The sequence below is a fragment of the Candidatus Darwinibacter acetoxidans genome (genome assembly GCF_041936445.1).
Classification (GTDB): domain Bacteria; phylum Bacillota; class Limnochordia; order Darwinibacteriales; family Darwinibacteriaceae; genus DTU010.
Genome location: NZ_JBHGXH010000309.1, coordinates 1 through 13,894, shown reverse-complemented (window position 1 = coordinate 13,894; position 13,894 = coordinate 1). Strand labels below are relative to the sequence as shown.

14 protein-coding genes are annotated in these 13,894 nt (G+C 59.6%); 6 read left to right on the top strand and 8 right to left on the bottom strand.

What is annotated here, in order from left to right; genetic code table 11:
• Positions 1–239: 239 nt before the first annotated feature.
• The 3 genes from ACE4YL_RS12895 to ACE4YL_RS12885 are packed head-to-tail and all read right to left on the bottom strand — an operon-like array spanning position 240 to position 3,845.
• A complete protein-coding gene (locus ACE4YL_RS12895; RefSeq protein ID WP_461357755.1) occupies positions 240–1,157 on the bottom strand; it encodes an AAA family ATPase in 918 nt (305 codons plus the stop codon).
• Between the two features lie 13 nt (positions 1,158–1,170).
• Complete coding sequence (locus tag ACE4YL_RS12890) at positions 1,171–2,646, bottom strand: DUF4129 domain-containing protein (RefSeq protein WP_461357742.1); 1,476 nt, start codon at positions 2,644–2,646, stop codon at positions 1,171–1,173.
• A complete protein-coding gene (locus ACE4YL_RS12885) occupies positions 2,643–3,845 on the bottom strand; it encodes a DUF58 domain-containing protein (protein ID WP_461357743.1) in 1,203 nt (400 codons plus the stop codon). Before ACE4YL_RS12885 ends, ACE4YL_RS12890 begins: the two co-directional genes overlap by 4 nt.
• 115 nt (positions 3,846–3,960) lie before the next feature.
• On the opposite strand from ACE4YL_RS12885, the gene ACE4YL_RS12880 reads away from it, so the two are divergent.
• Entirely contained in the window at positions 3,961–4,554 is a 594-nt protein-coding gene (locus ACE4YL_RS12880; protein ID WP_461357744.1) for a DUF445 domain-containing protein, read from the top strand.
• A 33-nt stretch (positions 4,555–4,587) separates the two neighbouring features.
• On the opposite strand, the gene ACE4YL_RS12875 is transcribed toward ACE4YL_RS12880, so the two are convergent.
• The 3 genes from ACE4YL_RS12875 to ACE4YL_RS12865 form a co-directional block, all read right to left on the bottom strand.
• Positions 4,588–5,262 carry a CAP domain-containing protein gene (locus ACE4YL_RS12875; RefSeq protein ID WP_461369695.1) on the bottom strand — a complete coding sequence of 225 codons (675 nt, stop codon included), beginning with the start codon at positions 5,260–5,262 and terminating at the stop codon, positions 4,588–4,590.
• Between the two features lie 89 nt (positions 5,263–5,351).
• Positions 5,352–5,570, bottom strand: a complete 219-nt coding sequence (locus ACE4YL_RS12870; RefSeq protein WP_461357746.1) for a hypothetical protein — start codon at positions 5,568–5,570, stop codon at positions 5,352–5,354.
• 124 nt (positions 5,571–5,694) lie between these two features.
• Entirely contained in the window at positions 5,695–7,008 is a 1,314-nt protein-coding gene (locus ACE4YL_RS12865) for a hypothetical protein (protein WP_461360453.1), read from the bottom strand.
• A 118-nt stretch (positions 7,009–7,126) separates the two neighbouring features.
• Here ACE4YL_RS12865 and ACE4YL_RS12860 point away from each other — a divergent pair, with 118 nt between their 5' ends.
• The 3 genes from ACE4YL_RS12860 to ACE4YL_RS12850 are packed head-to-tail and all read left to right on the top strand — an operon-like array spanning position 7,127 to position 9,114.
• Complete coding sequence (locus tag ACE4YL_RS12860) at positions 7,127–7,702, top strand: hypothetical protein (protein WP_461357748.1); 576 nt, start codon at positions 7,127–7,129, stop codon at positions 7,700–7,702.
• 58 nt (positions 7,703–7,760) lie between these two features.
• On the top strand, positions 7,761–8,738 hold the full coding sequence (locus tag ACE4YL_RS12855) for a glycosyltransferase family 4 protein (RefSeq protein ID WP_461357749.1): 978 nt from the start codon (positions 7,761–7,763) through the stop codon (positions 8,736–8,738).
• Positions 8,739–8,793: 55 nt separating this feature from the next.
• Positions 8,794–9,114, top strand: a complete 321-nt coding sequence (locus ACE4YL_RS12850) for a cyclic-di-AMP receptor (RefSeq protein ID WP_461357750.1) — start codon at positions 8,794–8,796, stop codon at positions 9,112–9,114.
• Here ACE4YL_RS12850 and ACE4YL_RS12845 read toward each other — a convergent pair.
• Positions 9,109–9,768, bottom strand: coding sequence for a lysostaphin resistance A-like protein (locus ACE4YL_RS12845; protein ID WP_461357751.1), 660 nt, complete (start codon positions 9,766–9,768; stop codon positions 9,109–9,111). The two genes, ACE4YL_RS12850 and ACE4YL_RS12845, sit on opposite strands and share 6 nt — an antisense overlap.
• A 257-nt stretch (positions 9,769–10,025) precedes the next feature.
• On the bottom strand, positions 10,026–11,489 hold the full coding sequence (guaB, locus tag ACE4YL_RS12840; RefSeq protein WP_461360452.1) for an IMP dehydrogenase: 1,464 nt from the start codon (positions 11,487–11,489) through the stop codon (positions 10,026–10,028).
• Between the two features lie 158 nt (positions 11,490–11,647).
• Between guaB and ACE4YL_RS12835 the strand changes: the two genes are divergently transcribed.
• Complete coding sequence (locus ACE4YL_RS12835) at positions 11,648–12,550, top strand: 3-hydroxyacyl-CoA dehydrogenase family protein (protein WP_461357753.1); 903 nt, start codon at positions 11,648–11,650, stop codon at positions 12,548–12,550.
• 2 nt (positions 12,551–12,552) lie between these two features.
• Positions 12,553–13,740: an acetate/propionate family kinase gene (locus ACE4YL_RS12830; RefSeq protein ID WP_461360451.1), complete on the top strand. Its 1,188-nt coding sequence runs from the start codon at positions 12,553–12,555 to the stop codon at positions 13,738–13,740.
• Positions 13,741–13,894: the final 154 nt, after the last annotated feature.

The following is a 13,894-nucleotide window of genomic DNA, read 5'->3' as shown; positions in this document are numbered from 1 at the left end:
CCGCAATCCCTAGAAATAGTCTGGTCTCCATGCTCAGTTGCCTAAGTAGCCCGACTTGACCCTCATTCAACTGGGATAAAGATTCTGTCTATTTTAGGGATCTCGACTACTCGGCACATTCCCCCCCTTTAGTCCCAAGTTCCTCCTTAACAGGCGTTTTTGTGAAATTATACCACGGATTTACAAATAAGCCCAGCCAAAATTTACCTTTAGCTGGGGTTTTTCTTGCCCAGCTAGAACTAGTTCAGCTCCTCCGCCCCCACAGGCACCTGGCGCAGCAGGTCCCTCACCACCGCAGCAGGCTGCACCCCCCGCAGGATGCTGTCGGCCTTCAGGGTCAGGCGGTGGGCCAAAACGGGCACAGCCAGCTGTTTCACATCGTCGGGCAGTACATAATCCCTGCCCTCCAGGGCAGCTAAAGCCTGGGCCGCGCGAAACAGGGCTAAGCTCCCCCGGGGCGAAGCCCCAAGCTGGACTTGGGGATGGGTGCGGGTCGCCTGCACGAGACGCACCAGATACTCGGCAACCGATTCCTCCACATAGACCTTGGTGATCGCCTGCTGCAGCAGGCGGACCTGCTCGGGGCTTGTGACCGGGGCCACGTCCTCGATGGGATGCCGCTCCTGGAGGCGGTAGAGCACTTCCTTCTCCTGGGACACGCTGGGATAACCCAAACTCAAGGAGAGGAAAAAGCGGTCCAGCTGCGCTTCCGGGAGGGGAAAGGTGCCTTCGAATTCCACCGGGTTCTGGGTGGCCATGACCAAGAAGGGCTGCTCCAGGCGGTAGGTCTGGCCATCCACCGTGACCTGTCCCTCACCCATGGCTTCCAAAAGGCTGGATTGGGTGCGGGGGGTGGCCCGGTTGATTTCATCCGCCAGCACGATCTGGGACATGAGCGGGCCTGGCCGAAACACGAAATCACCCGCCCTTTGGTCATAAACCGAAAGGCCGGTGATATCCGACGGCAGAAGATCCGGGGTGCATTGAATGCGGCTGAAGCTGCCCCCAATTGAAGCCGCCAAGGCTCTGGCCAGCATGGTTTTCCCCACCCCAGGCACATCTTCCACCAGCACGTGACCGCCGCTGAGCAGGGCCACGAGCAGCATACGGGTGGCAGTTTCTTTTCCCACCATAACTGACCCTATGTTCTCCATCATCTGGCGGCCGAATTCAGCCACCTCGTGTACCTGAGTCACTTTGCTCCTCCCCTTCCAAGGCCTCGATCTTTTTAAGAATCTCCCTTCCAGCAGCTAGCACCCGCTGCTCTGCAGCTCCCTGCAAGCCTCTTGCGCCATAGCGCACCGCCTGATAACCCTGGAAAAACTCGGCGATCAAATCCTCCTGGGACCCCAAGCGCCTTTGGAGCAGCTTCCCGTACTCCCAGGGCGTCTGGCTGGGCAAAAAAGCCAGTCCCTTTTTCCCCGCCTCCCGGGCAATCCGGCGCAGCAGGGCCCTGATCCCCCGCTCCGGCAGGTGCATCCTGGCCCCCGGGCCCGGCGGAGCAGCCCCTTGGTCCCTCCCCAGGGGCCCGGGGGTCCTCCTTGCCTGGGGTAGCTGGAGTTTGACCCGGCGCAGGAGCGCGCTCAGCTCGGCCAGCGCTTTGCGCAGGGCAGCATAGGCTGCCGCCGCCAGCTTCGGCAGGCCCCGCAGGCGCTCCACTTCCGCCTTGGTCAGCTCCACCAAGATGAAGCCCACCACGGCCAAGATGATCGCTGTAAAGATGGCTAACAGCAGGAAGGAAATAATCAAGAAAACCAAGCCGGCGACGTCCAAACCCTGCGGTTCCCCGTAGGTTGCCTCCTCTTGTGGAAACTGGGGACGCTCTCCCGCTGACCGTTCCTGGGGCACAGGCATTTCCCATCCCCTCTGCAAAAGCCCCATGACCAGCCTGCCAATGGTCTCGGCGGTCAGTGGTGAGTAATCCACCGGTGCCAGGTAGACCAAAACCAGCAGGGCCAGGAGGATCAGCCCTAGATTGCGCATCCACACCCTAGGCAGAGCGGGATCAGGTTCCGCCTTGGCGCAGGACCAGAGCATCTGGAGCCGGAAAAGATAAGCGCCCCCCTGCAGAGTAAGGCCGGCGCAGAGGGCGATACCCCCCAGCAGCTTCAGCTGCCAGGCCAGGTGGCTTCCCTCCACCAGACCGCGCCGGTGGGCGGCACTGGCCAGCACCGCCATGAGCAGGCCAAACCCCGCCAAACGGCGCCAGAAAAACTCCACCGCAGGGCTTTGGCCCTGGCTCTCCAGAGCCTCGTATTCCCAGCTCACGGTGGAGGCCGCCTGATCCCCCAAAAGATCCGCCACCCTCTCCATGTCCCTCAGCTGCGCCCCGTAATCCCGGCCCAAAAGCCAGCTTAGGAAGGTCAAGCCCCCGAGCCAGAGGAAACGCCAGGAGCGCCCCGCAAGGAAGTACAGGGGAACAAGCCAAAAACCCAGCTCCAGCAGGCGCACGGTCCAGGGAGTGCGGGGACTGAGGAGGTAAGCGGCGAAATAGGCACTTTCCACCGCGCTGCCCAGCAGGAAAGCCCACAGCCAAGGAGGCACCGCTAAAGCCGGAGCAAAAAGGCCCGCATAGAGGGCACCCAAGAGCAGAACTGAAGCAGAGAAAATGCCGGCCAGGGCAGGCAGGTAACCTTTCACACTCACAGCTCCAGTTCACCTCCTGGCCCCACCGCGAACAGCTGCAGCGGCGAACTGGCTGGCCTGGACAAAAGCTCCCGATGGAGTACTTTTTCCACGGCAAAGATGAACACCCTCTGCCCCTGGCGCAGGAAGCCCCCGGCGGCAGCCAGCACCTTGGGGGTATCCACCGGCACGATCCAGAGCAGAATGGAGGCACCCTTTAGATACTCCCTGCTCCCTTCCAGCAGGGTGAAAAAGTCCAGATGGTCTTGGGGCTGCACCCCCGCCAAAACGGCCAAAAGCTCGCTGAGCTGCTGCGCCCCCTGCCTGGGACGGAGCTGGATCTGCCCAGAACCGTGGACAATGCCCCCTTGGTCCGGCAGGTACTCGCTTAAGACGGCATTGGCCACCAAACCGCAGGCTTCCCCCCGCTGGATGATGTGGGCTGCAAGGGAAGCTGCGGTGGTCACGGCCCGCTCGGTGGCCGCGAAGAACTTCCCCACCTGGTAATCCCCTTGATAGAAGTTGAGCAGAAGCAGGCAGTTCACTGTCACGGTATGGTCGAACTGCTTGACCTGGAGCTGCTGAGTGCGGGCGGTGGCGGGCCAGTGAATGGCCCTCAGGGGATCGCCCATCTGGTAGGGCCGCGCCCCGGCAAGCCGGGTGGGATCGGGATTGATCCTCTGCAGGGCCTTGATGCTGCCGAAGGATAGCCGGGAAGGCAGGGCCAGCTCCGGCAGTGATCGCACCTGCGGGTAGACCACAACTGTTTCCGCCTCGGCGGACTGGTATTGACACGTGCTGATCCCGAAGAAGTCGCCCACAAACACCCGCAGCGGGCCCAAGCGGTACACTCCCCGCTCCCGGGCCACAAGCGGCAGCCTCACTTCCCTGGTCCGCCGGGGGCCCAAAGAAAGCACAGGCCGCACCGGGCGGTGTCCCCGCAGCAGGTTGCTGGGTATGCTGTCCTGCACAGAAACCCAGGCGAAGGGAAAGAGCGTTGGGTTACTCACCTGCAAAACGACCTCCGCCTCATCGCCGGGAAAGAGATACCGTTCCCGGCTTCCCCGGCTCACCTGCAGCCTCTCCCCGTTTTTGGCCAGCAGGGCGGGGGCCGCGAAGAAAAAAAGCAGCAGGAGATAGGCCAGGGCATAGGCGGGCCTGCCCTGCCAGAGCAGCGCTAAAGCTATGGTGCAAAAGGTGAGCACTTTCCAGGCCAGCAATTTCCTCCCCCCAACACCTTCTTCTTCGTGTCCGCGGCCCTAAATCCTGTTGCTTTTCCGCAGCACTGAGGTATACTGGGGACAGCTTGGTCTACTCTAGATAAGGGGAATCTCTATGACTTGGGATCTGATCTCTCTGCCCCTGGTGGCGGCCCTGATCGGCTGGGGCACCAATGTCATCGCCATCCGCATGCTCTTTTGGCCCAGGAAACCGCTGAACATCTTGGGCTGGGAATTTTTGGGCGTGCTGCCGAAACGCCAACGGGAGCTGGCCAAGAGCATCGCGGAAGTGGTGAACGATGAAATCCTGCCCATGGAGGAGCTCCTCGCGGCAGCCAACACCCCAGCGGTCCGCAGCAAGCTGGCCCAGCTGGTGGCCGCTGGCCTCACCGAAAAGCTCAGGCGGTTTGTACCCCGCTTTATCCTGGAACCTACGGAAGAGAAGATTCGCGCCCATCTGGAGGACTTGGTCGCCTCCGAGCTGGAGACCCTGCTGGGCCAGGTGGCTGCAGGCCTGAGCCGGGAGCTGCAGGAGAGCCAGCTCTTGGGCCAGCTGGTGGAAGAAAAGATCAACTCTCTGGATCTGCTCCAGCTGGAGCAGCTGGTTTTACGGGTAGCCAAAAACGAACTGCGCCACATTGAGCTGTTCGGCGCAGTGTTGGGATTGATCATCGGTCTGGTCCAGGTACTGATCCTGAGCATATTTTAACCCCGCAGATGGTCTGCGGGGTTCATTTGGCAGTTAGCGTTTGATGAAGATCTGGGTTACATAGTAGCTTGTCCCCCGTTTGACAATGCCAACACCGATATGGGTGTAACCGGAATGGAGGACGTTGGCCCTGTGGCCCGCGGAGTTCATAAACAAGGTGTGGGCCCTGCTCACATCGCCCGTCTTGGCTATGTTCTCCCCTGCCCGGGAATAGCTGACACCGGCTTGGTCCAGCATGCTGTACACAGTGCCGTAAGTGGGCGACACATGGCTGAAGTAGTTGTTGACAGCCATGTCGTGGCTCTTCTTTTTTGCCAGGGCCACCAGGGTGTAGTCGATCTTCAGGGGCTGCTTGCCGTTTTTGATCCGCTCCTGGTTGACCTGATCAATGAGCCGCTGCTCATCGCTGGTTAGACTTGGGCTGGGCTCAGGCACCTGGGAGCCCGAACCGGGCTGGCTGGGCTGTACCGGCAGGATGGGTGTGCTGGGATTAGGTGTTGGGTTGGGGTTGGGGTTGGGATTGGGATTAGGATTGGGATTGGGATTGGGATTGGGGCTGGGGTTTACCGGCCAGTTCGGCTGCCACGGCGTGCTGGAAGCGGGAGGCGTATTGGGCAGTGTGGGTGCCCACCACTCCCAGGCACTGGCCTGAACACCTGCGGCAGCGAGTAGAACGATGGTTAGAACAACCGCACTTAGACGTTTCACGCTGAGTTCCTCCTACTGTTTAGTCTTGCCTTCCCATTATAGCAGGAAAAACTCCAGCGTTTGAAATCCAAATTATGGGATTGTCCAGCTTAAGGCCGTTTTACCCCTTTAAGGGCGTATAGCCTGTTGATGATCTCTTTCAGGGAAAAACGCCCCCGGCAAAACACCTCGCCGCCGATGATCACAACCGGCAGCACATCCCCCCGGATCCAGCCCCTTTGGCGGGCCTCTGGACTGTCGGGGCTCACCAGGCGTACATTTACTTCTGAGCCAAAACGCCTGCGTACGGCCCGTTTGAGATATACCACCGCCTCTCCCAGAGGCAGGTTCTTCCTTCAACCGCCGCAGGAACGCAGAATGGATCTGGCCTGGCCGCAGACGATCACTTCCATGCTCAGCCCTCCCCGCTTCGCCTCAGAGCTAGTATATGCCTCAGGCCCTGCCCAAGACCCTCCACCAGAAGCTGCGGCGCCGAGGCTTTTCCTCCTCCAGCTGATCAAGGCGGGCCTTGAGCCTGGTTAGCTCCCTATCCAGCTGAGCGCGGCTCGTTTCCCCCAGGGCCTTTTCCGCCTCTTGGGCCTTTTGCAGGTTCATCAAGCGCCGTTCCAAACGCTCCAGCCGCGCCGTTAAGGGCGCAAGATCAACTGGTGGAGGCGCTTTCAGTTCCTGCTGCCACCTGCGCACCTCTTCCCTCACCCGCTCCCACTCCTGCAAAGTGCGGAAAGCCTGCTCCATAAAGGCAGCCTGGGCCCGAGCCTCTTCCTGTTCCCGCCGGCGGCGGGCCGTATCCTCCGGTGTAGGCTCGAGCTCCCGCGGCGGTTCTTCCGCAGCAGGTTCGGGCTCCCCGGGAACAGCTGGGGGCTCCACCATTTTCTTGGCCTCCCGCTTCCCCTTGGCTATGTACATGGGCAGCGTAATTCCTCCCTGCACCTTCCAAAGGTATTCAAAATCTCCCCGCTCAGCTGTGCCGCGCTCCTCCCATCTGTCCAGGGGGGTTTGGTAGAAATCGCTGCCTTCGCCCCACAGCACGCTCCACTCACCTTCATTCAGGGCAAAGCCCACCAGACCGGCATGCTGCCCCCCGGTGGATAAGGTTAACGGGGCTGACCAGTGCTCCTTTTTGCTTCGGACCTTAAGCACGGTGCGATCCAGTTCTTCCAGCCAGAAGAGGTGAAGCGTACCCGCGGACAGGAACTGGGGATGGGCGCAGGTAGCCTCGGAAACGGTAACCGCCCCGCTCCAGAGCCCATGCTCCAAGTCGTACACCCGGTACAGCAGGCGCCTGTCTTTGTGGCCTAAGTAGGTAAGATGAAGGTACTGGTCACTGTGCCAGCTTACGCTGTAGCCCCACAGCTCGCCGAACACGTTGGCCGTGACAGTTTGGGCTTTGGACCAGCTGTCGGTGAAGCGCTGGTGGCGCAGGAGCGAGCTCAACCCCGGTGACTGCCGGACGAAGTAGAAGAGGTGGCATGTGCCCAGCCCGTCACAGATCAAGCGGCCCCCTCCGCCATACGGTGCCCCCAAGTCCAAACGCTCGCTGTGGAGCTCATCTTCACCGGAGAAAAACCAGGCCTGATCCTGCTCGGTAAAGGCCACCACACGGAGCAAGGAACCCTGCAGGGCCACCGCGAGATCCTGCACATTTTCCCGTAACACCCGCGGCCCGGCCTGCATAGAGTGGACTATTAGAGCCTTACCACGCAGCTCTACACTGCTGAACATGGGATGGTCTAGTTCTATGAACAAAACAACACCCCCTCACCACTAAGGTATGCAGGGGCCTGGCCATTCAGACATTTTCTTCCCCGGCAGGCACCACGCTTCGGGTCCTGCATACTATGGCTTAGAGAAAGGAGGATTACGGATGAAGTGTGATTACGAGCCTGATTTCCAGCGGGAGGTCATCTATGTAAATAAGGTTTACAACGAGTGCGCCATCGTGGACTGCCCCACTTATCGCATCCCCATTCCCCCTTCCTATCCCTTAGCAGTCAACATCGTATCCTGCACCATCAGCGATGTGGTGGCGGAGGCGGTGATTGTGGCCGCCGGCGAGATGGATGTGGTGGTCAATTTTGTGATGAATGTGGAATACGACAGCAACGGGATGACCCAGTTCATCCAGCAGACCGCGCAGTACCGCCGCAGGGGAGTGCGTCTAGAGGGAGCCCTGCCCGGCATGAGCGCCGTCGTTCTGCCCCTCATCCGCTGTCTGAACTGCCGGGCTGTGGACAGCGGAACGGTCATCGAATGCGATGTGGGCATCTACCTAGTGCTCAAAGCGGTGGCCCTGGTGCAGCTGGAGGTTCTGGCCCGCTTTGCCCCAGAACCGCCAGAATGCGAGCAGGTATCTCCCATCGGCTGTGCGGAGTGGTTCGAGTTGGCCGAATCTGGAGCCTTCTGGCCCCCCTTCCCTCCGCAGCCCACAGTACAGCGCTAAAAAAAGCCCAAGTCCAGCGGCCCGCTGGATTTGGCTTTTTTGAAGGGAGGCCGCGCCTGTGCGCATTCTGGTGATGACCCGTTTCTACCGCAACGGGCAGACCACCCATGTGCTGGACCTCTGCGCCGAGCTTCTGGAGTTGGGTCACCGCGTGTTGTTGGTCCTGGCGGACCTCAATGATCTGGTCTATCTGCAAAGACTCAAGGCTTCAGGCATCCCCCACCTGCTCACCGCCAGACCCGAGGCGCTTCGCAAACAGCTAGCTAGATGGGGGCCTGAACTGATCCACAACCACTCCGCCCACACCCTGCCCGCGGCACTGATCCTGGGGCAGGAGCTGAACATCCCCACCTTGACCACAGTGCATTACCTGGACTTCGAGCCCAAACAGCTGCTCCAAAAGCAGGCCGCGGTCATTTTGATCAGCAGGGAGATGCGGGAGGATTTCGGCGATCTCCAGGTGCCCTGCTTTGTGGTGGAAAACGGTGTGCGGCTGCCCCGCCTTAGGCCCAGGGCCAAGCGCTGGCGCCAGCGGGCTTTGCTCCTTGCCCAGACCACCCCGGAAAAGCAGGAAAACTTCCACCAGCTGTCCCAATGCCTGCTCCAGTGGGGTTGGGAAGTGGTCAGTGCTGGGGGAGGCAGCTTCCCGGGGGTGAGATACTTAGGCTGGGTGCATGATGTTGAACCCCTCTTGAGGGGGGCAGACCTGGTGGTGGGTACCGGCCGGGCAATCAGGGAGGGGATGGCCGCCTGCTGCGCCGCCTTTGTGCTCGGCCGCTACTGCGATGGGCTGGTCACCCCGGAAAACGTAGAAAAGCTGCAGACAGCCAACTTCAGCGGCAGGGCTTACCGGGCCCCGTTCTGCCCCGCGGCCGCGGCCGCAAGCCTGGCCCAGCCCCAGCCAGCATACTTCCAGGAGCTGGGGCGCTTCGGCAGGCGCTACGCCCTGCAGCATTTCTCCAGCAGAAAAATGGCCCTGGCGGTGGAGGAGATTTACCGCTCCATCCTGGACCGCAGGGCAAAACTGCAAGGTTAAACAGGAATTTACAAGGAAACGTCTAATCTATAGGGGCAAAGGAGGAGGAAGGGCCATGAAGCTTGTGATCACCGTAGTTGAGGATAACGATGTGGCTTTTCTCATGGAAGCACTGGTCAAAAGCGGCTACAAAGCAACCAAACTGGCCAGTACCGGCGGCTTCCTGCTCCAGGGGAACACCACTTTGCTCATCGGGGTGCAGGACCACGAAGTGGAGCCGGTTCTGGAGATCATCCGCACCACCTGCGCGCCCCGCAAAAAGATCATCCCGCAGCTGGCCCCGGAGCTGCCCACGGCCATGGGCGTGCCTGTGGAAATTGAAGCCGGCGGAGCCATCGTCTTTGTCCTGGACGTCAACCAGTTTTGGAGGTTATAAGGAGCTGAGGAGTGCCAAAAGGGCCAGCGCGTTCACGGTTAGATGCGCGGCGATGGGCACATAAATGCTGTCCGAGCGCACAAAGAGCAGTCCCAGGACAATGCCGGAAACAAGTACCGGCACAAACTGGAGCAGATAAAAGTGCATGAGGGCAAAAAGCAAACCAGCCAAAAGGACGGCCTGAAGCGCCCCGAGACGGCTGCGCAGCAGGCTCACCAATAAACCCCGGAAAAAAAGCTCTTCGCCCAGGGGTGCTCCCACCAGCAGGAGGAGCACAGCCCCCCAGGCCACGAAGGGCTTTTCGCTTGTGATCAGCATTTCCACCGGCGCGCGATCCCGAAGCAGCAGTTCCCGCACGGCGCCACTGCCCAAAAACTGGGCGAAGGCGGCAAAGGTGAGGGCTCCCACCAGGATGTTCAGGAAATAGAGGCCGACCCCGCACACTAAGCCCTGCACCAGCCTGCGCAGGGAGATGGACTGATAGTGCTCCCGCTTGGAACCGAGAAAGCCTCCCACGATGAACAGAAGCTGCTGCCAGGCCAAAAGGGCCAACCGCACATCTGCGGAGGGTTCCATGAGCGCGGCCGCCAGCCCGGTGAGCAGCACCAAGCCCATGACCACAAAGAACCAGAAGGCAGCCTTGGTGTTTTCCATGGAGTTCTCCTTCCCCCAGATGAAAGGAGCGCAGCCGCGCCCCTCAGCTTATGCTCATCCCCTTAAGTTCAGTACTCCAGGCCAGGCCAAACCGGTAGCCCAGATTCCAGTTCTGGCCAGGCTCTCCCACCAATAGCGGTAAGCCAACCCATGCAGTACATCACGGTAAAACCTGCCGTCCGAGTAACTGATGGCTATCCCCTCCTTCTCTACCACAGTTACGCACCAGGAGGGAATTCGGTCACAGCACCCTTTTCCTATATTCGATAATTGGGAGCCTCTTTAGTGATCTGCACCGTGTGGGGATGGCTCTCCAAAGTGCCCGCTGGAGTAATGCGGATGAAACGGGCCTTGGCATAGAGGGTCTCCAGGTCAGGGGCACCGCAGTAACCCATGCCAGCCCTTAAGCCCCCCACCAGCTGGAAGACGGTCTCACTTACGGGGCCCTTGTAGGGGACCCGGCCTTCGATGCCTTCCGGTACCAGCTTGCTGCTGTCCGTCTGGAAGTAGCGATCCTTGCTGCCGGCTTTCATGGCCGCGAGCGATCCCATACCGCGATAGACCTTGTAGCTGCGGCCCTGGTAGATTTCCTGCTCGCCGGGGCTTTCGTCGGTACCCGCCAAGAGGCTGCCCAGCATCACGCTGCTGCCGCCCGCGGCCAGGGCCTTAACGATATCTCCCGAGTAGCGAACGCCGCCGTCGGCGATCACCGGAATGCCATAGGAGCGGGCCACCTGGGCACAGTCCCAAACGGCGGTGAGCTGGGGCACACCCACCCCCGCCACAACCCGGGTTGTGCAGATGGAGCCGGGGCCGATACCCACCTTAACCGCATCTGCCCCCGCTTCGATGAGGGCCTTGGCGGCCTCACCGGTGGCCACATTGCCCGCGACGATATCCACTTTGCCGCCATAGGCGGCCTTGATCCTTTCCAAGGCCTTCAGCACGCCCCGGGAATGCCCGTGGGCGGTATCGATCACCAGCGCATCTACGCCGGCCTCCACCAAAGCAGCGCTGCGCTCCAGAGAATCTCCCCCCACGCCCACCGCGGCGGCCACCACCAGCCGACCCTTATCGTCCCGGGAGGAGTTGGGATACTGCTTGGCTTTGGAAATGTCCTTGATGGTGATCAAGCCCTTGAGCACATAATTCTCATCCACCAGGGGCAGCTTTTCAATGCGGTGCTTGTGCAAGATGGCCTTGGCCTGCTCCAACGTGGTGTGGACGGGAGCCGTGATCAGCCCCTCTTTAGTCATCACGTTGTCAATGGGCTGATCCACATTCTCCTCGAACACCAGATCCCGGTTGGTTAGAATGCCCACCAGCTTCTTATCCTTGTCCACAATGGGGACGCCGGAAATGCGGTAGCGGGCCATTAAAGCCAGGGCTTCCCGCACGGAGTTGTGGGGATGCAGGTAGAAAGGATCGACGATGACACCGCTTTCGGATCTTTTCACCCGATCCACTTCACTGGCCTGCTCCTCGATGGAAAGGTTTTTGTGGATCACGCCGATGCCGCCTTCCCTGGCCATGGCGATGGCCATGCGGGACTCGGTGACCGTATCCATACCGGCACTGACCAAAGGTATGTTCAACCTGATGTTCTTGGAAAACCGTGTGGTGATGTCCACCTCGGAGGGCAGAACCTCAGAGGCGTCGGGTACCAACAAAACGTCATCGAAGGTTATGCCTTCCCGCCCAAATTTGTCCTGAAAGTCCACTCCAGGGCCCCCTTTTTTCCTGCAATAGTCCGTTGATTTGAGGATATTTTATCACAAAAGAGCCAAAGGGCAACCAAAAATGGGAGGCAAGGCAGGAAACTGTCCTTTGAAATTAGAATCACTAACAGGTGAAGCAGCCAACATGGGAGGTAGAAATAGTGGATATTCGAAAAATAGCAGTGCTAGGCGCTGGCCGGCTGGGCCGGGGCATCGCCGAATGCGCTGCCAGCAAAGGCTATGATGTAATACTATTTTCGCAAGGTGCCGGGGGACAAGATGCCCTGCGGCGGATCGAGAAGAGCCTCGACCGGAAACTGGCCAAATGGGCCATCACCGAATCGGAAAAGAGGCTGATCCTCGGGCGCATCAGCTATACCCTGGACCTGAAAGAGCTGAGCAAAGTGGACCTTCTGGTGGAGGCCACCATTGATCATTTCTATACCAAACAGGAACTGCTGCGCACGGCAGACCATCTCTGCCGGCCGGAAGTGGTGTTCATCTCCACATCTTCCACCCTGCGGATTTCAGACCTGGCCAGGGGGATCAACCGCACAGATCTCCTGGTAGGTCTGCACTTCATTCCTCCGGTGCCCAGTGTACCCGTGGCTGAACTGGTGAGGGGCACCCACACCGACGAGCAGGCGGTGGAAGTTGCCAGGCAGTTTGCCACTCGACTGGGTAAACAGGTGGTGGAAATCCAAGAAAGCCCGGGACTGGTCAATCCCCGCACCCTCGCTGTCCTGGTGAATGAAGCTGCCTACTTGATTGACGAAGGGGTCTGCGATGCCTACCAGGCTGAAACCATCATCAAACGTGCCTGGGGCATGACCCAAGGACCCCTGGAGATGGCCGACCGCTTAGGGTTGGATCTGGTCCTGAACTGGATGGAACAGCTCCAGGAGGTTTTCGGGCCGCGCTATGCCCCCTGCCCCCTGATCCGCCGCTATGTCCGGGAGCGCCGCCTGGGGGTGAAGACCAGGTTGGGCTTTTTGGCCTACACTGAAGATGATGCCCTCATCACCGAAGGCGAAAGTACACAGCAAGGTAAACAGGAGGATTGATCATGAACATTTTCGTTCTAAACTGCGGTTCTTCCTCAGTTAAGTATAAACTCTATGACATGAAAAAGGAAAAGGTCCTGGCGGAAGGGCGGGTGGAGCGCGTCGGTCAGGATAATGCCGTGATCACCCACCAGCCCATCGGCGGGGAAAAGGTATCCAAAGCCATGCCCATCCTGGAGCACACCACCGCCATCAGGGAGTGTTTGAACCTCCTCACCCACCCTGAACACGGCGTGATCAAAAGCGTTGAGGAAATCGATGCCGTGGGCCACCGGGTTGTCCATGGCGGGGAATCCTTTTCCGATTCGGTGCTGATCACCGAACGCACCAAAGAAATCATCGATTCCTTGGCGGGCCTGGCGCCCCTGCATAACCCAGCCAACCTCACGGGCATTCGGGCTGCAGAAAAGATCATGCCCAATGTCCCGCAGGTGGCGGTGTTCGACACGGCGTTCCATTCCACCATTCCTCCCCACGCCTTTTTGTACGCCATCCCCTACAGCGTTTACCAACGCCACAAGGTGAGGCGCTACGGCTTCCACGGAACCAGCCACAAGTATGTCTCCCAGCGGGCGGCTGAGCTGATGGGCAGGCCCATAGAAGAGCTGAAGATCATCTCCTGCCACCTGGGCAACGGTGCCAGCATTGCCGCGGTGCAAAACGGCAAATCCATCGATACCTCCATGGGGTTCACGCCCCTGGAAGGTTTGATGATGGGAACCCGCAGCGGTGATATTGACCCCGGTGCCATCTTCTACATCATGAAACAGGAAGAGCTGGGTCTCCACGAAATCGACTCCATGCTCAACAAGCACTCGGGGCTTTTTGGCATTGCCGGGGTGAGCGACATGCGGGACATCGAAAAGGCCATCTCCGATGACGACAGGCTGGCCAGCCTAGCTTTCCAGATGTACGAATACCGCATCCGTAAGTATGTGGGGGCCTATGTGGCCGCCATGAACGGCGTGGATGCCATCGTCTTCACGGCAGGCATCGGGGAGAACACCCCGTCCCTGCGCACCGCCCTCTGCGCCAATTTGTCCTACCTGGGCATCGCCATCGATGAAGAGAAAAACAAAATCCGCGGTGAGGATGTGGAAATCTCCACCCCGGATTCCAAGGTCAAGGTCTTTGTAATCCCCACCGATGAAGAGCTGGTGATTGCCAGGGATACGGCGAAGATCGTCTAGAACAAGAAAGAATCGGGGCTGTTGCAGAATGAACGTTGATTAGTTCATCCTGCACGGCCCTTTTTTGTCTAATAACGAGAATACGGGCTCGCGAAGGAGCCCGTACCCTGGTATAATTTAGTTATGCAAACAAAACTATACACCAAAGATTATA